Annotated in this window: 16 protein-coding genes; 11 read left to right on the top strand and 5 right to left on the bottom strand. The window is 62.8% G+C overall.

Annotated features, from left to right (window positions below):
• Nucleotides 1-55 precede the first annotated feature (55 nt).
• The gene (locus PQQ86_RS17520) at nucleotides 56-1,228 is read right to left on the bottom strand and encodes a UbiH/UbiF family hydroxylase (protein WP_408269087.1); all 1,173 of its coding nucleotides are present in this window, start codon (nucleotides 1,226-1,228) and stop codon (nucleotides 56-58) included.
• A gap of 262 nt (nucleotides 1,229-1,490) precedes the next feature.
• On the opposite strand from PQQ86_RS17520, the gene ychF reads away from it, so the two are divergent.
• Entirely contained in the window at nucleotides 1,491-2,585 is a 1,095-nt protein-coding gene (gene ychF / locus PQQ86_RS17525; RefSeq protein ID WP_408269090.1) for a redox-regulated ATPase YchF, read from the top strand.
• A gap of 86 nt (nucleotides 2,586-2,671) precedes the next feature.
• Here the strand turns inward: ychF and PQQ86_RS17530 are convergent, their stop codons facing one another.
• The gene (locus PQQ86_RS17530) at nucleotides 2,672-3,652 is read right to left on the bottom strand and encodes a glycerophosphodiester phosphodiesterase family protein (RefSeq protein ID WP_408269093.1); all 981 of its coding nucleotides are present in this window, start codon (nucleotides 3,650-3,652) and stop codon (nucleotides 2,672-2,674) included.
• A 192-nt stretch (nucleotides 3,653-3,844) separates the two neighbouring features.
• Between PQQ86_RS17530 and ugpB the strand changes: the two genes are divergently transcribed.
• The 6 genes from ugpB to PQQ86_RS17560 all read left to right on the top strand — a co-directional run bounded on the left by ugpB (nucleotide 3,845) and on the right by PQQ86_RS17560 (nucleotide 11,503).
• A complete protein-coding gene (gene ugpB, locus PQQ86_RS17535; RefSeq protein ID WP_408269096.1) occupies nucleotides 3,845-5,170 on the top strand; it encodes a sn-glycerol-3-phosphate ABC transporter substrate-binding protein UgpB in 1,326 nt (441 codons plus the stop codon).
• A 70-nt stretch (nucleotides 5,171-5,240) separates the two neighbouring features.
• Nucleotides 5,241-6,125 carry a sn-glycerol-3-phosphate ABC transporter permease UgpA gene (gene ugpA, locus PQQ86_RS17540; RefSeq protein WP_097390505.1) on the top strand — a complete coding sequence of 295 codons (885 nt, stop codon included), beginning with the start codon at nucleotides 5,241-5,243 and terminating at the stop codon, nucleotides 6,123-6,125.
• A complete protein-coding gene (ugpE, locus tag PQQ86_RS17545) occupies nucleotides 6,122-6,967 on the top strand; it encodes a sn-glycerol-3-phosphate ABC transporter permease UgpE (RefSeq protein WP_408269098.1) in 846 nt (281 codons plus the stop codon). Before ugpA ends, ugpE begins: the two co-directional genes overlap by 4 nt.
• Before the next feature lie 97 nt (nucleotides 6,968-7,064).
• Entirely contained in the window at nucleotides 7,065-8,153 is a 1,089-nt protein-coding gene (locus PQQ86_RS17550) for a sn-glycerol-3-phosphate import ATP-binding protein UgpC (RefSeq protein ID WP_408269100.1), read from the top strand.
• A 218-nt stretch (nucleotides 8,154-8,371) separates the two neighbouring features.
• A complete protein-coding gene (gene ettA / locus PQQ86_RS17555; protein ID WP_093643520.1) occupies nucleotides 8,372-10,036 on the top strand; it encodes an energy-dependent translational throttle protein EttA in 1,665 nt (554 codons plus the stop codon).
• A 342-nt stretch (nucleotides 10,037-10,378) separates the two neighbouring features.
• Complete coding sequence (locus PQQ86_RS17560; RefSeq protein ID WP_408269103.1) at nucleotides 10,379-11,503, top strand: DUF748 domain-containing protein; 1,125 nt, start codon at nucleotides 10,379-10,381, stop codon at nucleotides 11,501-11,503.
• Nucleotides 11,504-11,597: 94 nt separating this feature from the next.
• Here PQQ86_RS17560 and PQQ86_RS17565 read toward each other — a convergent pair whose 3' ends face one another.
• The 3 genes from PQQ86_RS17565 to PQQ86_RS17575 are packed head-to-tail and all read right to left on the bottom strand — an operon-like array spanning nucleotide 11,598 to nucleotide 14,343.
• On the bottom strand, nucleotides 11,598-12,221 hold the full coding sequence (locus PQQ86_RS17565) for an HAD family hydrolase (protein ID WP_408269106.1): 624 nt from the start codon (nucleotides 12,219-12,221) through the stop codon (nucleotides 11,598-11,600).
• Nucleotides 12,222-12,254: 33 nt separating this feature from the next.
• Nucleotides 12,255-14,069, bottom strand: coding sequence for an aminopeptidase P family protein (locus tag PQQ86_RS17570; protein ID WP_408269109.1), 1,815 nt, complete (start codon nucleotides 14,067-14,069; stop codon nucleotides 12,255-12,257).
• 19 nt (nucleotides 14,070-14,088) lie between these two features.
• Nucleotides 14,089-14,343, bottom strand: a complete 255-nt coding sequence (locus PQQ86_RS17575; RefSeq protein ID WP_408269111.1) for a hypothetical protein — start codon at nucleotides 14,341-14,343, stop codon at nucleotides 14,089-14,091.
• Between the two features lie 203 nt (nucleotides 14,344-14,546).
• On the opposite strand from PQQ86_RS17575, the gene PQQ86_RS17580 reads away from it, so the two are divergent.
• The 4 genes from PQQ86_RS17580 to prmC all read left to right on the top strand — a co-directional run bounded on the left by PQQ86_RS17580 (nucleotide 14,547) and on the right by prmC (nucleotide 18,660).
• Nucleotides 14,547-15,257 carry a response regulator transcription factor gene (locus PQQ86_RS17580; protein ID WP_408199977.1) on the top strand — a complete coding sequence of 237 codons (711 nt, stop codon included), beginning with the start codon at nucleotides 14,547-14,549 and terminating at the stop codon, nucleotides 15,255-15,257.
• 62 nt (nucleotides 15,258-15,319) lie between these two features.
• Nucleotides 15,320-16,606 (top strand): glutamyl-tRNA reductase, encoded by a 1,287-nt coding sequence (hemA, locus tag PQQ86_RS17585; protein WP_408269114.1) that lies wholly within the window; start codon nucleotides 15,320-15,322, stop codon nucleotides 16,604-16,606.
• A gap of 122 nt (nucleotides 16,607-16,728) precedes the next feature.
• On the top strand, nucleotides 16,729-17,811 hold the full coding sequence (prfA, locus tag PQQ86_RS17590; RefSeq protein WP_408269117.1) for a peptide chain release factor 1: 1,083 nt from the start codon (nucleotides 16,729-16,731) through the stop codon (nucleotides 17,809-17,811).
• Between the two features lie 6 nt (nucleotides 17,812-17,817).
• Nucleotides 17,818-18,660 carry a peptide chain release factor N(5)-glutamine methyltransferase gene (gene prmC, locus PQQ86_RS17595; protein ID WP_408269119.1) on the top strand — a complete coding sequence of 281 codons (843 nt, stop codon included), beginning with the start codon at nucleotides 17,818-17,820 and terminating at the stop codon, nucleotides 18,658-18,660.
• Nucleotides 18,661-18,704 lie beyond the last annotated feature (44 nt).

Consider the following 18,704-nt stretch of genomic DNA (forward strand, 5'->3'; position numbering starts at 1 on the left):
CGTCCATCCGTTCATGATACCCGTCTCGCCGGCCGGATATGCCGGCTCGGGCGCATTACCCGAGCGCGGCCGACACCAGCCAGCGCTTGATGAACGGCTGCGCGCCGACAAACGCCATGCCGGTATTGCGCAGCACCTTGGCAAACGGACCGGGTACCGAGAAGAGCTTTTGCAGGCCGTCGGTGGCGATCATCAGCGCACGGATGTCTTCGCGGCGGGCGCGTTCGTAGCGGCGCAACAGCACCATGTCACCGAGATCGCGGAACGCTTCCTTGCCGGCGACCGTCTCGGCAAGCGCCGCGACATCGCGCAAACCGAGGTTCATGCCCTGGCCCGCCAACGGGTGAATCAGATGTGCGGCATCGCCAACCAGCGCGACATGCGGCGCCACGAGCTTATCGACGGTTTGCAGCGCGAGCGGGAAGCCTTGCGCGGGCGTCACGCATTCCAGAGCGCCGAACTGCTCGCCCGTCACGCGCTCGACTTCAGCCGCGAGTTGCGCCGGATCGAGCGCGAGCAGTTGCTCGGCGTGCTCGGTGCGCGCCGACCAGACCAGCGACACGTGGCCGTCCGGCATCGGCAGCAGCGCGATGATTTCGCCGTCCTTGAACCATTGATAGGCGGTTTCGCTGTGCGGCTTTTCGGCCTTGAAATTCGCGACCACGCCGGTTTGCTTATAGTCGCGCCGATCCATCTTCGAGCCGATCTGCGCACGTACCCACGAATGCGCCCCGTCTGCGCCGACCACGAGATCGGCCTCGAGCACATTGCCGTTGGCGAGACCGACACTCGCCCCCTCGGCGGTAAAGTCCAGCGCCTGCGCGCGCGTGTGGATCCAGGTGAGATTCGGCTGGAACCGCAGCGCGGCATCCAGCGCGCGCTCGATCACCGACGACTCGACGATCCACGCCAATTGCGGCACGGAGGCCTGAAACGCGGAAAAATGGAGTTCGGCATGTGCATCGCCGTAGACGCGCATGTCGTAGACGGGCCCGAGCTTCGACAGATCGAGCGCTTGCCAGACCCGCAACCGCTCCAGCAGAGCCTGCGAACTCGACGACAGCGCGTAGACCCGCGAGTCGAAGGTGGCGCTGGCGGGCAACGCCGCACAGGGTTGCGCAAGCAGCGCCACGCGCAGTCCGCCTTGCGTCAGCGCCAGCGCCGCGGTCTTGCCGACGAGCCCGCCACCGATCACGGCGGCATCAAAGGTCTGGTGGTGTGCGTTCATCCGCGCATTATAGCCGCGGGGGTTGCGGGGGACGGATCGAGCGCCCCGCTTTACCGGAGGCAGATCAAGAACCCCATCCGAACGGGTTACAATTGCGCTTTCCGTGACAAAACTCGCCCAGAATCGTCGAGGCAACGCCCCGATCTGGTGTCTTGTCCCGCTCCGCTGCGCTTCCTCCGCCACGCCAAACGCGAAGGCTTTCCGAATCCTGCACACAGCGTCGAGCGCATCACGCAACTTACTGATTCACTGAAGGATTTCCATGAGCCTCAAATGCGGCATCGTCGGCCTGCCTAACGTCGGCAAGTCCACCCTGTTCAATGCGCTGACCAAGGCGGGCATTGCCGCCGAAAACTATCCGTTCTGCACGATCGAGCCGAACGTCGGTATCGTCGAAGTACCGGACGCGCGTCTGAATGCACTCGCCGAAATCGTCAAGCCGGAGCGCATCCTGCCGGCGGTGGTGGAATTCGTCGACATCGCCGGTCTCGTGGCCGGTGCGAGCAAGGGCGAAGGTCTGGGCAACCAGTTCCTCGCGAACATCCGCGAAACCGACGCGATCACGCACGTGGTGCGCTGCTTCGAAGACGAGAACGTGATTCACGTCGCGAACAAGATCGATCCGCTGTCCGATATCGAAGTGATCAACACCGAACTGGCACTGGCCGACCTCGCGACCGTCGAAAAGGCGCTGTCGCGCTATTCGAAGGCTGCCAAGTCGGGTAACGACAAGGAAGCCATCAAGAACGCCGCGGTGCTGGAAAAAGTGCGCGCGCAGCTCGATCAGGCCAAGCCGGTCCGCGCGCTCGACCTGTCGGATGAGGAAAAGGCCACTCTCAAGCCGTTCTGCCTGATCACCGCCAAGCCGACCATGTACGTCGCCAATGTGAAGGACGACGGTTTCGAGAACAACCCGCACCTCGACGCAGTCACGAAGTTCGCGGCAGCCGAAGGCGCACCGGTCGTCGCCGTGTGCGCGGCGATCGAAGCAGAAATCGCCGACCTCGAACAAGCGGACATGGAAGTGTTCCTCGCCGACATGGGCATGGAAGAGCCGGGCCTGAACCGCGTGGCTCGTGCGGCTTTCAAGTTGCTAGGCCTTCAAACCTACTTCACGGCCGGCGTGAAGGAAGTGCGCGCGTGGACGATCCATATCGGCGATACCGCACCGCAGGCAGCCGGTGCGATTCACACCGACTTCGAGCGCGGCTTCATTCGCGCGCAGACGATCGCCTTCAACGACTTCATCACCTACAAGGGTGAACAAGGCGCGAAGGAAGCCGGCAAGATGCGCGCGGAAGGTAAGGAATACGTCGTCCACGACGGCGACGTGATGAACTTCCTGTTCAACGTTTGAGGCTTCGCCTCGGCGTCAAGCGGCGATCAGCGAAAGGCTGAGCGCCGCCATACTGGAAGAAGAAGGCCCGCGAAATGCGGGCTTTTTTATTGCCCGCTCTGCGCGCCCTTCCGCGTCCCACACCGCAGCGGCATAGCCATACTTGCCTTGACGGCCGCCATCTGCAGCGGCGAATCGACCAGCACCGCATCGATCCCCAGACACGCCGCCGCCCGATAGTCGTCCGAATCGTTCACCGCGATCGCGACGATCCGCACATCAGGCTTCTGCCGGAAGCACGCGACCGTCGCGGGCGTCCACAAACTTGCCTGCACATCCGAGCGTCCCTCGCCGAGCGTGAATTTTTCCACCACCGTCATCTGCCGGTGCAATTCGAACGCCGTGGCGGTGTGTTCAGCCGGCGCGTCCACACAGCCCTGGTTGAGCAGCACGCGCACGAGCCGCGCCCGTGTCGCATCGCGCGACTCAAACAGCCTGGCCTGCGAATAGGTGGCGAAACTCTGTTGGTAGTCAGCTTCGGTCGAATAAATCGTCACGCGTGACCACGCGCTTTCTTCGTTAAGCACTCGCGCCACCGCCTGAACCTGAGGCGCAGCCGGCAATGCTTTCATATCCAGGATGATCGGCATGGCCGTCGGGACGGTGCGCAACGCTTCACGCAGCGTCGGAATGCCGACTGGGCGGTCGCGATAGGGATACGTGGCGCCGCGGCGGTAATTCCAGCCCGCGTTCACACGCGCGAGTTCTGCTGCCGTAAATGCGGACACCGGCCCCTTCGCAGCGGTCAACGCCGACAGATCGGCCGGCCGGTACAACACCGGCACGCCGTCTTTGCTCAACTGAACCGTGAGCCACATTGCGTCGGCATGATGCGTGATCGACTGATGAATCGCTTCGAGCGTGTTTTCGGGCGCGTCGCCCGTACCGCCACGATGGGCGATGATCTTCGGCAACGAACTCACCGTCGACTGCCCGTCATTCGTCGTGGCGGGCGTCAGCGCACATCCCGCGAGCAAGATGAGACTCGCTATCGAGCCGAAAGCCGCCAATCGTACTGAACTCTGCATCTGGAATCCTGATTAATAAGCACGCTGATCAACCGTGCATTGTTTCCGTTTCGTGACAGCCGATGTTAAATTGCGGCAGTTGGCGCCTCTCGAAAGCGGGCTTCCGCCAGCCGACTGACGCCGGACTGTCATCGAACACAAATAGAATCGCGCGATTCCCATCTGCGCCCGTTCCGACTAGGAGATCAATCGATGCGTTGCAAGCCGTTATTCCGTTCGCTTTCCGTTGCCGCGGTGTTGAGCCTCGGCATTAGCCAGGCAGCCCATGCCGCCACTGAAATCCAGTTCTGGCACGCCATGGAAGCCGCCCTCGGCGAGCGTCTGAACGACATCGCCAACGCGTTCAACGCGTCGCAAAGCGACTACAAGATCGTACCGGTGTTCAAGGGCAGCTACGACCAGACCCTCGCCGCCGGCATCGCGGCTTATCGAAGCGGCAACGCGCCGGCCATTCTGCAGGTCTACGAAGTCGGCACCGCGACAATGATGCAGGCGAAGAAAGCCGTGATCCCGGTCTCGGAAGTATTCAAGCAAGCCGGCGTACCGCTCGACGAAAAGGCCTTCGTGCCGACCATCGCCAGCTATTACAGCGACGCCAGGACCGGCGAACTGATCTCGATGCCGTTCAATAGCTCGACACCGGTGTTGTACTACAACAAGGACGCGTTCAAGAAAGCCGGGCTCGATCCGAATCAACCGCCGAAAACCTGGGCCGAATTGCAAGTGGACGCGCAGAAGCTGAAGGCATCGGGCATGGTGTGCGGCTATTCGTCGGGCTGGCAGAGCTGGATTCAGCTCGAAAATTATAGCGCCTGGCATGGCGCGCCGTTCGCGTCGAAGAACAACGGATTCGACGGCGCCGACGCGCAGCTCGAATTCAACAAGCCGCTGCAGGTCGCGCACATCCAGTTCCTGCAGAACATGCAGAAGGAAGGTACCTTCACGTACGTTGGCCGCAAGGACGAACCGATATCGAAGTTCTATAGCGGTGACTGCGGGATCATCACGAACTCGTCGGGCTCGCTTGCCACGATCAAGAAGTACGCGAAGTTTAATTTTGGCACCGGCATGATGCCGTACGACGCCAGCGTGAAGGGTGCGCCGCAGAACGCGATCATCGGCGGGGCGAGCCTGTGGGTGCTGTCGGGTAAAGATCCGGCGGTATACAAGGGCGTGGCGAAATTCATGTCTTATCTGTCGTCGGCGCCGGTTGCCGCGAAGTGGCACCAGGACACCGGCTATCTGCCGGTCACGACGGCCGCGTATCAATTGACCCAGCAGCAAGGCTTCTACGAGAAAAATCCGGGCAGCGATACCGCGATCAAGCAGATGCTCAACAAGCCGCCCCTGCCGTACACGAAGGGCTTGCGTCTGGGCAACATGCCGCAGATCCGCACCGTGATTGACGAAGAACTCGAACAGGTGTGGGCTGACAAGAAGACGCCGCAACAGGCACTCGATTCGTCGGTGTCGCGTGGCGACGAGTTGCTGCGCCGCTTCGAAAAAGCCGGTAACTAAGCACCCGCCGGCAAGGTTTCGGTGCGCCCGCACCGAAACCTGTTGTTGCAGAAGAACCTAGGAAACTTCGATGGAAAAGCGCTCCAGCTTCGGCACCAGCGTGCTGCCCTACCTGCTCGTCGCGCCGCAACTCCTGATCACGCTGCTGTTCTTTCTGTGGCCGGCAGGCGAGGCGCTGTGGCAATCCACGCAGAGTCAGGACGCGTTCGGCACGTCGAGCGAGTTTGTCGGGCTCGCCAATTTCAAGCAGTTGTTCGCCGATCCGCTTTACCTGTCGTCGTTCAATACGACGCTGATTTTCTGTGCGCTCGTCACCGTGTTCGGATTGGTGATTTCGCTTCTGCTGGCGGTCTGCGCGGATCGCGTGACACGCGGCGCCAAGGCTTATCAGACACTGCTGATCTGGCCGTATGCGGTCGCGCCCGCGATCGCCGCCGTGTTGTGGTCGTTCCTGTTCAATCCGAGCATCGGCCTCGTCACCTATACGCTCGCCAAGTACGGCATCGTGTGGAATCACGCGTTGAATGCGGGCCAGGCGATGTTTCTGGTCGTGCTGGCTTCGGTGTGGAAACAGGTCAGCTATAACTTTCTGTTCTTTTATGCCGGCTTGCAGGCGATTCCGCGTTCGCTGATCGAAGCAGCGGCCATCGACGGCGCCGGTCCGGTAAGGCGCTTCTTCGGCATCGCCCTGCCGCTGCTCTCGCCGACCAGCTTCTTCCTGCTGGTAATCAATATCACCTACGCGTTCTTCGACACCTTCCCTGTGATCGACGCCGCCACCGGCGGTGGCCCGGCGCAATCCACCCGCACGCTGATCTACAAGATTTTCGCCGAAGGCTTTCAGGGGCTGGACATCGGCAGCTCGGGCGCGCAGTCAGTGATCCTGATGGTGATCGTCGTCGCGTTGACGGTCGTGCAATTCCGCTTCATCGAACGCAGGGTTCAATACTCATGATCGAGAACCGCCGCGGTTTCGACCTCTTTTGCCATGCGGTGCTGATTCTCGGCGTCGTGCTGGTGGTGTTTCCGGTGTACGTCGCGTTTTGCGCGGCAACGATGAGCGAGCATGAGGTGTTCAGCGTGCCCCTATCGCTGGTGCCGAGTACGCATCTGTTCGAGAACATCGCGACGGTCTGGTCGCAAGGCAGCGGCAATGCGGCGGCGCCGTTCGGCCGCATGCTGTTCAACAGCCTCGTGATGGCGCTGGTGATTTCGATCGGCAAGATCGCCATCTCGATGATCTCCGCGTACGCGATCGTGTTTTTCCGCTTTCCGTTTCGCAATCTGTCGTTCTGGCTGATCTTCATCACGCTGATGCTGCCGGTCGAAGTACGGATCTTTCCGACCGTGCAGGTCGTGTCGTCGATGCACATGAGCAATACGTACAGCGGTTTGACCTTGCCGCTGATCGCGTCGGCCACCGCCACCTTCTTGTTCCGCCAGTTCTTCATGACGCTGCCGGATGAGCTGATGGAAGCGGCGCGTATCGACGGCGCGGGCGCAATGCGTTTCTTCTGGGACGTGGTGCTGCCGCTGTCGAAAACGAACATGGCGGCGCTGTTTGTCATCACGTTCATCTACGGCTGGAATCAGTATCTGTGGCCAATCCTGATTACGAGTCAGCAATCGCTGACCACCGCCGTGGTCGGCATCAAAAGCATGATCGCGTCGGGCGACACCGCAACCGAATGGCACCTCGTGATGACCGCGACGCTGCTCGCAATGCTGCCGCCGCTCGCCGTCGTGCTGACGATGCAGCGCTGGTTCGTGCGCGGATTGGTGGACTCGGAGAAGTAACTCGCGCAGCGTGGGCGAGCTTCGGCGTTGGACACGGAAAAAAGAACACCGCGCAAAGCGTGGCACGCGCGGCAAGCAACGAAAAGGCTAAAACAGCATGGCTGCATTGACTCTGCAAGGCGTTAAAAAGACCTACGACGGCAAACAGTTCGTGTTGCACGGCATCGACGTGGACGTCTCAGACGGCGAGTTCGTCGTGATGGTCGGCCCGTCCGGTTGCGGCAAATCGACCTTGCTGCGGATGGTGGCCGGGCTCGAAGGCATCTCCGACGGCACCGTCTCGATCTCCGGCAAAGTGGTCAATCGGCTGGAGCCGAAGGATCGCAACATTGCGATGGTGTTCCAGAACTACGCGCTGTATCCGCATATGAGCGTCGCCGAGAACATGGGCTACGCGCTGAAGATCGCGGGTGTCGACCGCGCGCAGATTGCGAAGCGCGTGGACGCTGCGGCGCAGATTCTCGAGCTTGGACCGCTGCTCGCACGCAAGCCGCGCGAGTTGTCCGGTGGGCAACGACAACGTGTCGCCATGGGCCGCGCGATCGTGCGCGAGCCGGCGGTATTTCTGTTCGATGAGCCGCTGTCGAATCTCGATGCACGCCTGCGCGTGCAAATGCGCCTCGAAATCCAGCGCCTGCATGCACGGCTCGCCACAACCAGCCTGTACGTCACCCACGATCAGATCGAAGCGATGACGCTGGCGCAACGCGTGATCGTGATGAACAAGGGCCACGCGGAGCAGATCGGCGCGCCGACCGAGGTCTACGAGCGGCCGGCGACGGTGTTCGTCGCGAGTTTCATCGGCTCGCCGGGGATGAATCTGCTGGAAGGCCGGGTGTCGGATGACGGCTTGACGTTTGACGTGGCCGGTAACGGTCCGAAGCTGCCGCTTACGGGCGTGGCGTCGATCGGCCGGGAAGTTGCGAAGGGCCGCGAGTGGACGCTCGGCATTCGCCCCGAGCACATGACGCCGGGTCAAGCGGACGCATCTCACGCCACGTTGACCGTCGATTCCTGCGAACTGCTCGGCGCGGACAACCTGGCGCACGGCCGCTGGGGCAAGCACGACGTGACCGTGCGGCTGCCGCACACGCACCGACCCGCTGCTGGCGAAGCGCTGCAAGTCTCGCTGCCCGCGCAGCATCTGCATTTCTTCGATCCAGCGAGTGGACGGCGCGCGAACTGAGGTCGCCAGGGGCGCCCTCTGCCGCCCCACCCCCGCCCCGAAGTACAATGCCATCTGCACAACCCGCCCGCGCGCGGGGGCGTCGCGAAGTTCGACGCCGGGCTCGACGCCGCGCCGGCCGGCGCCGGGCACACTGCCCGGCCAACACACCGATTACCCATCCACCCACGACCGCCTGCCCCCACGCGGCCGGCGTCGTCAACGTCTATTGCAAGCAAATGGCCCAATACGTCTTCACCATGAACCGGGTCGGCAAAATCGTGCCGCCCAAGCGTCAAATCCTGAAAGACATCTCGCTATCGTTCTTCCCCGGCGCGAAGATCGGCCTGCTCGGCCTGAACGGCTCGGGCAAGTCGACGCTGATCCGCATCATGGCCGGTGTGGACAAGGACATCGAGGGCGAAGCCACGCCGATGCCGAACCTGAACATCGGCTATCTGCCGCAGGAACCGCAACTCGATCCGAACAAGACAGTGCGTGAAGCGGTCGAGGAAGGTCTCGGCGACGTCTTCGGCGCGCAAAAGAAGCTCGACGAAATCTACGCAGCTTACGCGGAACCGGACGCCGACTTCGACGCGCTCGCCGCCGAGCAGGCCAAGTACGAAGCGATTCTGGCCACCACCGACGGCAGCGCCGAACAGCAGATCGAAATCGCCGCCGACGCGCTGCGTCTGCCGGCGTGGGACGCCAAAATCGAGCATCTGTCGGGCGGCGAAAAACGCCGCGTCGCGCTGTGCAAGCTGCTGCTCGAAAAGCCGGACATGCTGCTGCTCGACGAACCGACCAACCACCTGGATGCGGAATCGGTCGACTGGCTCGAACAGTTCCTCACGCGCTTCCCGGGCACAGTCGTCGCCGTGACCCACGATCGCTACTTCCTCGATAACGCCGCCGAGTGGATTCTCGAGCTCGACCGCGGCCACGGCATTCCCTGGAAGGGCAACTACAGCAGCTGGCTCGACCAGAAGGAAGAGCGCCTGAAGCAGGAAGAGTCGTCGGAATCGGCGCGTCAGAAGGCGATCAAGAAGGAACTGGAGTGGGTGCGCCAGAACCCGAAGGGCCGTCAGGCGAAGTCGAAGGCGCGTATCGCCCGCTTCGAGGAACTGAACAGTCAGGACTATCAGAAGCGCAACGAGACCTCGGAAATCTTCATCCCGGTCGGCGACCGCCTGGGTAATGAAGTCATCGAGTTCAAGAACGTCAGCAAATCGTACGGCGACCGTCTGCTGCTGGACGACGTCAGCTTCAAGATTCCGGCGGGCGCGATCGTCGGCATCATCGGGCCGAACGGCGCCGGTAAGTCGACGCTGTTCCGCATGCTCACCGGCCGTGAACAGCCGGATTCGGGCGAGATCGTGCAAGGCCCGACGGTCAAGCTCGCGTACGTGGATCAAAGCCGCGACGCGCTCGACGGCTCGAAGACCGTGTTCGAAGAAATCTCCGGTGGTGCGGACGTGCTGACGGTCGGCAAGTACGAAACGCCTTCGCGTGCGTACATCGGCCGCTTCAACTTCAAGGGCGGCGATCAGCAGAAGACCGTGGGCAATCTGTCGGGCGGTGAGCGTGGCCGGCTGCATCTGGCAAAAACGCTGATCGCGGGCGGCAATGTGCTGCTGCTGGACGAACCGTCGAACGACCTGGACGTCGAAACGCTGCGCGCGCTCGAAGACGCACTGCTCGAATTCGCCGGCTCCGTCATGGTTATCTCGCACGATCGCTGGTTCCTCGACCGGATCGCGACACACATCCTGGCGTTCGAAGGCGATTCACAAATCACGTTCTTCGACGGCAACTACCAGGAATACGAAGCGGACAAGCGTGCCCGCCTCGGTGAAGAAGCTGCACGTCCGAAGCGCCTGCGTTACAAGCCGATCGCGCGATAAATCGCTGGCCTGGCGGCCCGCTCGTTGCTCGATGAGCGGGCTGTTTTGAGGGTCTTTTTATTGCTGACGCTTTTGTGGGCCGCTTTGCTGACCGCTCGGTCGGCGCGTTTTAGGGCCGATTGTCCGGTCATTATGCTCACCGTCGCACGCCACAACTGCCGTGCATTCGCCGTGCGTTTGCCGGCTAACCGGTAGGGCACACGCTTTGCGTGCCTCGGCGTGATACACGTCGTTCCGGCGAGATGCAGGAATCCCGCCGTATCAAAAATTGTGCGTCCAGCGGGCGCACACACCGGCCAATCACACCCACACCGCGCCCAGCGCGGCGACGAGGAGGCAAGCATGGCGATGTCGAAAGCCAAGCGCTGGGCCATTGCCGCAGGTGGCGTGCTGCTGGTGCTGATCGTCGTCGCGGTCGGTGCGCTGCAGTTCGCGCAGCGCGAAGTCAAGGAGCGCGTCGTTGCAGCGCTCGGGCCACTAGGCAGCGCAGAAAGCATCCGGGTCGGCCTTACTACAGTCCATCTCACCAACGTTCTGCTCAAGGCGCCGCCCGGCTGGCCCGCCGGCGATCCGCTACGCGCCGACGAAATCACCATCACGCCCGATATCCGCGATCTGCTCGCGCGGCGCATGCATATTCATAGCGTGGTGGTGCGCGGCTTCGACATCGCCGTGCTGCGAACCAAGGACGGTGCGATCCGTCTGATGCCGAATCTGCGGCAAACGATCAACGGCTCCAACGACGACGAAGCCACCAGCGCGGCAATCCCCATCTCCCGCGAAAAGCTGGTCGATCGCATTAGCTTCGAGCAAGGCAACTTCCATTTCTACGACATGACGGTCGGCCCACCAGCATTCAAAGTCACGGTCAGCAACGCCAACGCGACTGTCGAAAACCTGCATCTGCCCGCGCTCACCGAACCGACCAACGTCAGCGTCACCGGTTCGATCAAGGGCCCGACGCATACGGGCACCGTTTCGTTCGGTGGGTGGATCAAGATTGCCAGCAAGGATTCGCAGACCACCAGCACACTGCGCGGCGTCGATGTCGTCATGCTGGATCCGTACTTGCTGAAAAAAACCGGTGCGAAGGCGCCAGTGACGGGCGGCACGGTCGACCTGACGGTCGACTCGACGGTGCGCAACTATCAGCTGCATGCACCCGGCACGGTGACGATCCACCATCTGCAACTCGCCGAAAGCGACAACCCGCTCGACACCTTCATGTCGATTCCGACGAAAGCCGCCATCGCTGCGCTCAAGACGCACAACGGCGACATCACACTACATTTCGTACTGGATGGGAATTTGCACGACCCGAAGTTTTCGGTGCAGGAAAGTCTGATGACGCGCCTGGGCGCCGGTTTTGCGAAAGCGATGGGCGTGAGCGTCGAAGGGGTGGCGAAGGGCGCCGGGGAGACAGTGAAAGGATTAGGTGACGCGTTGAAAAATCTGCTCGGTCAGTAGGCGGACCTGGGTCGAAGCAGGCGGCGCCGTTGAAGCGAAGAAGCGCCACACGTCACCGCTTCAACCGGCATCCCGGTAACGCGGCATCTCGCGCTTAGACAGGCAGGCCCAATTCGCGCAGTCTTGCTTCCGTTTTTGCGGCGTTCGTGTGATGCACGCCGTGCCAGCCGAGTGCCGTCGCGGCCTCGGCGTTTTTCAGATTGTCGTCAATGAAGACGAGTTCGCCCGGCTGGATACCCGGCAGTTGCGCTTCGATCCGCTGACGCATTTCCGCGAAGATCGCCGGATCGGGCTTCACCAGCTTCACCCTGCCCGACACGACGATGTCGCGGAAACGCCGCAGCACGGGGAAATGCTCCCACGCATACGGAAACGTCTCCGCCGACCAGTTCGTCAGCCCGAAGAGCGGCACATTGGCCGCTTCGAGCTTTTCCATAAGCGCCACGCCCTCTTCCAGCATGCCGGGCACCATCTCGTGCCAGCGTTCATAGAACGCGCGGATCAGTGGCGCGTGATCGGGAAACTTCGCGATCAGCTCGTTTGTCCCCTCGACGATCGGCTGACCACCGTCCTGACGGATCACCCATTCCATCGAACAAACGTGCGTCAGAAACCAGCGACGCTCCGTTTCGTCAGGAATCAACTGGCGATACAGATACTCGGGGCTCCAGTCGATCAGCACGCCGCCGAAATCGAACACGACTGCCTTGATGGCCATGCACGCTCCGTCAGTAAGGTCGTGGCGATGAGATCAGATAGCCTGCGTACGCAACTCGAGCCACGCCTTGGCCTCGCCCGACACATGAGGCGACAGACGCGTGCGCACCATCTCGTGATACGCGTTGAGCCAGGCGCGCTCGTCGTCACGTAACAGCGAGAGGTCGAGGCAGCGTGTGTCGATCGGGCACAGCGTCAGCGTTTCGAACTTGAGGAAATCACCGAACTCGGTTTTCTCCGCCGGCACGTTCAGCACCAGGTTCTCGATCCGCACGCCCCACTTGCCCGGCCGGTAGATGCCCGGCTCGACCGAGGTGATCATGCCTTCTTCCATCGCGGTCCACGGCTCGGCCGGTGCGTAGTGCGAAATCACCTGCGGGCCTTCGTGCACGTTCAGGAAATAGCCCACGCCGTGACCGGTGCCATGACCGTAATCGGCGCCGGCTTCCCAGATCGGTGCGCGGGCAATCGCGTCGAGCATCGGCGAACGGATGCCGCGCGGGAATTTGGCGCGCGACAGCGCCATGGTGCCTTTCAGCACGATCGTGAAATCGCGCCGCTGTGCCTCGCTGATGGTGCCGACCGGCACAACGCGGGTGATGTCGGTCGTACCGCTCAGATACTGCGCGCCCGAATCGATCAGCAACAGGCCATTGCCCTCGATCACCGAATGCGCTTCATCGGTTGCGCGGTAGTGCGGCATCGCGCCGTTCGCGTTGAAGCCGGCGATCGTCGCAAAGCTCAGTGACACGAAGCCCGGACGGCGCGCGCGGGCTGCCGTCAGGCGCTCGTCGATCGTCAGTTCGGTAATCGTTTCGCGGCCCAGCGCGCCTTCGAACCACGCGAAGAATTCGGCGAGCGCCGCACCGTCCTGTTCCATCGTCTCGCGTACATGCTCCGCTTCCGCCTCGGTCTTGCGCGACTTGAAGAACGTGGACGGATTGACCGCCTCGACGACGTTCACTGTAGACGGCACCGATTGCAGCGAGCCATAGGTAATGCGGCGCGGGTCGATCAGCAGCGTGCTGCCGGCCGGCAGCGCGGCCAGCGCATCGGCCGCATTCGCGTAGGGCTCGACGCTGATGCCGTCACGCGCGAGCGCATCGGCCAGCGCCTGCGGCACCTTGCCGTCGGCGACGAAGAGCGACGCGCTTTCGGGACCGATCAGCGCGTGCGCCACAAACACCGGGTTATAGCTGACGTCGGCGCCGCGCAGATTCAAAAGCCATGCGAGGTCGTCGAGCGTGGAAATGAAGTGCCACTGCGCGCCCTTCTCCGCCATCGCGCGGCGAATCTGCGCGAGCTTTTCGGAACGGGCGACGCTCGCGTGCGGCGCGGCATGCTCGAACACGGCCGCGACGGGCAGCGACGGGCGCTGCGGCCAGATCGTGTCGAACAGATCGACGTCGGTGCGCAGTTTCACGCCGTGCGCGGAAAGCGCCTGGCTCAATGCGCGCGCCGCCGAGACACCCAGCACGGCGCCGTCCACACCGACCGTGCCGCCGGTCGCGACGTTCTGCGCAAGCCATTCAAAATGCGGCGCGGTCTGCTGGCCGCCGGTCATCTTCATCAACTGAACGCCGGTGCCGGCCAGTTGCGCGTTGGCTTGTTCCCAATAGCGGCTATCGGTCCACACGCCGGCGAAATCGGCTGTTACGACGAGCGTGCCGGCCGAGCCGGTGAAGCCCGACAACCACTGCCGGCCTTGCCAGCGCCCAGGTAGATATTCGGAAAGATGGGGATCGGCGGACGGCACCAGATAGGCGGCTACACCTTCGTGCGCCATCGCATTGCGCAATGTCGCGAGCCGTTCGGGAATGGAGGAAGTTTCGGGGAGTCGGGCATTCATCGGAGTCACCTGCAAGTATTCATCGACGGGAAAGCAAGCCGACCGTCACGGCAACGGCGACCAGCGCGATGGCGGTACATACCGGCCATTCGAGCGTATCGCCATCATGAAAAAGACCCACCACGTTGCCGGCCATGCGCGCGACACCCGCGCCCAGCAGGCCGGCCAGGAGCGCCACCCACCACGGGGCACGGCTCGAACGGCGCAGCGGATGCAGCCACCACCCCGCCAGGCCAATCACCGCGCCCAGCACCAGGATTCCGGGCCACCCCATTAGCGGCCGGTCTCGCGCAGTTTCAGATTCGTCTCATGGGCGCAAGGAGCCAACACAGATAGCATTTTTGTCTCATTAACTATAGAGGTTCAGCACGGCGCTTTCCGCATAGCGGTTGAGTTTAGGGGTCGGGGTGATGTTAGGCAAGCTGTAAGCCTTACGGAGAAACCTAGCCCGGGTAATTGCCAAGCTGAAAGCGTGCCATGCGAATCGCCCTTATCGAGCCGGACTTACGGCACGCCACCCTGGTCGGCCGGCTGATCTTTGCCGGCGGCCATGCGTGCCAGCACTTCACAGCGAGCACACCGTTTCTGCATCGTGCCGCCGACGAATTCTTCGATCTTCTCATCACTGAAAACTGGGCCGGCGACCATTGCGCTGAAGACCTGATTCCGCGCGCCCGCTCGATTCTGCCGAACTTGCCGGTGATCGTGCTGCTGTCGGAGCCACGCGAGAGCCAGATTGTCGCAGCGCTCCATGCCGGCGCCGACGACTGTCTGACCAAACCGGTCCGCGGCCCGGAAATGCTGGCCCGGGTGGATGCGCTGCTGCGGCGCGCGGGCTTGCGGCGGCCGCCCAACCGTCGGCGCGATACGATCGGCGGCTATGCGTTCGACGCGGCGCAGTTCGCCGTCACCTTCCGTAATCAGACGGTCGCCCTGACGCCGAAGGAATTCCGCTTTGCGCTGCTGCTGTTTTCCAATCTGTCACGGCCGGTGTCGCGCGCGCATATTCTCGAAACGGTCTGGACACGCCGCCGCGACGTACAGTCGCGCACCGTCGACACCCATGCATCGCGCGTGCGGACCAAGTTGCAGTTGCGGCCGGAGCACGGGTACTGCCTGACGCCGCTTTACGGCTATGGCTACCAACTCGACGCCATCCCGCCGGACGCCATTGTGGAGGCCGGGTGACGCATTCACAATGTAAGAATCGTGGAAACGCTATAATATTGAGCTAAACCATAGCTCCCCATATGCAGCTTCTAACGATCGGAATCAATCACCACACTGCGCCTGTCGCCTTGCGCGAACGCGTGGCGTTTCCGCTCGAACAGATCAAGCCCGCACTGGACACCTTCAAGAGCGTTTGGCTCGGCCGCACCGCCCGCACAGCGCCGGAAGCGGCGATTCTGTCCACCTGTAACCGCACCGAACTCTACTGCGCGACCGACGACCAGGCCGCGCGTGAAGCCGCGATCCAGTGGTTCTCGAAGTACCACAACCTGCCCGTCGACGAACTCGCGCCGCATGTCTACGCGCTGCCGCAGTCGGAAGCCGTGCGCCACGCGTTCCGCGTCGCCTCGGGGCTCGATTCGATGGTGCTGGGCGAGACGCAAATCGTCGGACAAATGAAGGACGCAGTACGCACGGCATCTGAGGCCGGCGCGCTCGGCACCTATCTGAACCAGTTGTTCCAGCGTACCTTCGCCGTCGCGAAAGAAGTGCGCAGCACGACCGAAATCGGCGCGCAGTCGGTTTCCATGGCGGCAGCTGCCGTGCGGCTCGCACAGCGGATTTTCGACAAGATTTCAAACCAGCGCGTGCTGTTCATCGGCGCGGGCGAAATGATCGAGTTGTGCGCTACGCACTTCGCGGCGCAGCAGCCACGCGAACTCGTCGTGGCGAATCGCACGGTCGAGCGCGGCACCCGCCTCGCTGAACGCTTCAACGGCCGGGCCATTCCGCTCTCGGAACTGCCCACCCGCATGCATGAGTTCGACATCATCGTGTCGTGCACCGCGTCCACCCTGCCAATCATCGGTCTGGGCGCCGTCGAGCGGGCCGTGAAAGCGCGCCGTCACCGGCCGATTTTCATGGTCGATCTGGCCGTGCCGCGCGATATCGAACCCGAAGTCGGCAAGCTCGAAGACGTGTTCCTGTACACCGTCGACGATCTCGGCGCGATCGTGCGCGAAGGCAATGCGTCGCGGCAGGCCGCGGTCGCGCAGGCCGAGGCTATCATCGAAACGCGTGTTCAGAACTTCATGCAATGGCTCGACGCACGCAGCATCGTGCCGGTGATCCGCCACATGCATACACAGGCCGACGTGCTGCGTCGCGCCGAAGTCGAACGCGCGCAGAAAATGCTCGCACGCGGCGAGGACCCGGCAGCGGTGCTCGAAGCGTTGTCGCAATCGCTCACCAACAAACTGATCCACGGCCCCACGCACGCGCTCAATCGCGCGAGCAGCGAGAACCGTGACACGCTCATCGAATTGATGGGCGGTTTCTACAAACACTCCGGTTCTACGGAGCGTTAGCGGCGCAGCCACCGCCGCACCGTCCGCGCCACACTGAGTGGCCCGCGACATGCTTCTGACCAGGGCATCTGCCCACTCCCCTAGTCGTCGTCTTTGCCGGAGTCCGCTCCGATACCCGTCCGATGAAAACGAGCATGCAACGCAAGCTCGACCAGCTCACTACCCGGCTGGCCGAACTGAACGACCTGTTGAGCCGCGAGGACATCACCTCGAATCTCGACCAATACCGCAAGCTCACGCGTGAACACGCCGAGCTCGGGCCGGTTGTGGAGCATTACGCGCTGTGGCGCCAGGCGATGAACGACGCGGCGACCGCGCAGGAACTGCTGGCGGACACGTCGATGCGCGACTTCGCGGAAGAAGAAATTCGCGCGGCGCGCGAGCGGATGGAAAAACTCGGCGCCGAATTGCAGAAAATGCTGCTGCCGAAAGACCCGAACGACGATCGCAACATCTTCCTTGAAATCCGTGCCGGTACCGGCGGCGACGAATCGGCGCTGTTCGCGGGCGACTTGCTGCGCATGTACCTGCGCTATGCCGAGCGTAATCGCTGGCAAGTGGAGATGATGTCGGCAAGCGAATCGGACCTCGGCGGCTACAAGGAAGTGATAGTGCGGATTGCCGGCGAAGCAGCCTATTCCAAGCTCAAGTTCGAGTCGGGCGGCCATCGCGTGCAGCGCGTGCCGGCCACCGAGACGCAGGGGCGCATCCATACTTCGGCGTGCACAGTCGCGGTGATGCCGGAAGCGGACGAAATCGGCGAAGTCGAAATCAATCCGGCCGATCTGCGCATCGATACGTTCCGCGCGTCCGGCGCGGGCGGGCAGCACATCAACAAGACAGACTCGGCCGTGCGGGTGACGCACTTGCCGACCGGCATCGTCGTCGAATGTCAGGACGACCGGTCGCAGCACAAGAACAAGGATCGCGCGCTGAAGGTGTTGGCAGCGCGCATCAAGGACAAGCAGTCGCACGAGCAGCAGCAGAAGGAAGCCGCAACGCGCAAGAGCCTGATCGGCTCGGGCGATCGCTCGGAGCGGATTCGCACCTACAACTTCCCGCAGGGGCGTCTGACGGATCACCGGATCAACCTGACGCTGTATCGCCTCGACGCAATCATGGACGGCGATCTCGACGAATTGATCGCGGCGCTCGTCAGTGAGCATCAGGCCGAGTTGTTGGCATCGCTGGGCGACGCGGACTAAGCGCGAATGGATCCGGTCACGCCCGCCGCGTTGTTGTTTGCCTCGCCGCTGCCGCCGCTCGAAGCGCGGATTCTGCTCACGCACGTGCTCGGCTGGCGGCATACGCAGTTGATTACGCGCAGCGATGAAGCGCTCGACGGCCCGATAGTCGACCGATACCGGGCCCTGGAAGCGCGGCGTGTCGCCGGTGAGCCGGTGGCGCAACTGGTCGGCGCGCGCGAGTTTTTCGGGCTTGACTTCGAAGTGACGCCGGACGTGCTGATTCCGCGTCCCGAAACCGAACTGCTGGTCGAAACGGCGTTGGCTGCAATGGAAAACATCTCGCGGCCGCGCGTACTCGATCTGGGCACCGGCACCGGCGCAATTGCCGTGGCCATTGCGTCGATGCGGCCCGACGCGCAGGTCTGGGCGCTGGACCGTTCCGCCGAAGCACTGGCGGTGGCCACGCGTAACGCCACGCGTCTGCTGGATGCCAAACGCCCCGGCGGCGCCGTGGGCCTGCAGCAAAGCGACTGGTACGGCTCGCTCGACGCAGCATTGCGCTTTGATGTGATCGTCAGCAATCCGCCGTATATAGCAAGCGGCGATCCGCATCTGTCGGCAGGCGATCTGCGCTTCGAGCCGCGCGGCGCGCTCACCGACGAAGCCGACGGACTCAGCGCGATCCGCAAGATTGTCGTGGGCGCGCCCACACGTTTGACCGCCAACGGCGTATTGTGGCTCGAACACGGATACGATCAAGCTGAAGCCGTGCGCGGCCTGCTAACAGCACAGGGTTTTACAGACGTCCGCTCGGAGCAGGATCTCGCCGGCATCGAGCGAATCAGCGGCGGACGCTGGCCCGGCTAACGTCGATGGATGGCCCTAATCGCCGAGGTGGCAAAGCGGCTCTC

The sequence above is a fragment of the Paraburkholderia sediminicola genome (genome assembly GCF_046026675.1).
Lineage (GTDB): Bacteria > Pseudomonadota > Gammaproteobacteria > Burkholderiales > Burkholderiaceae > Paraburkholderia > Paraburkholderia sediminicola_F.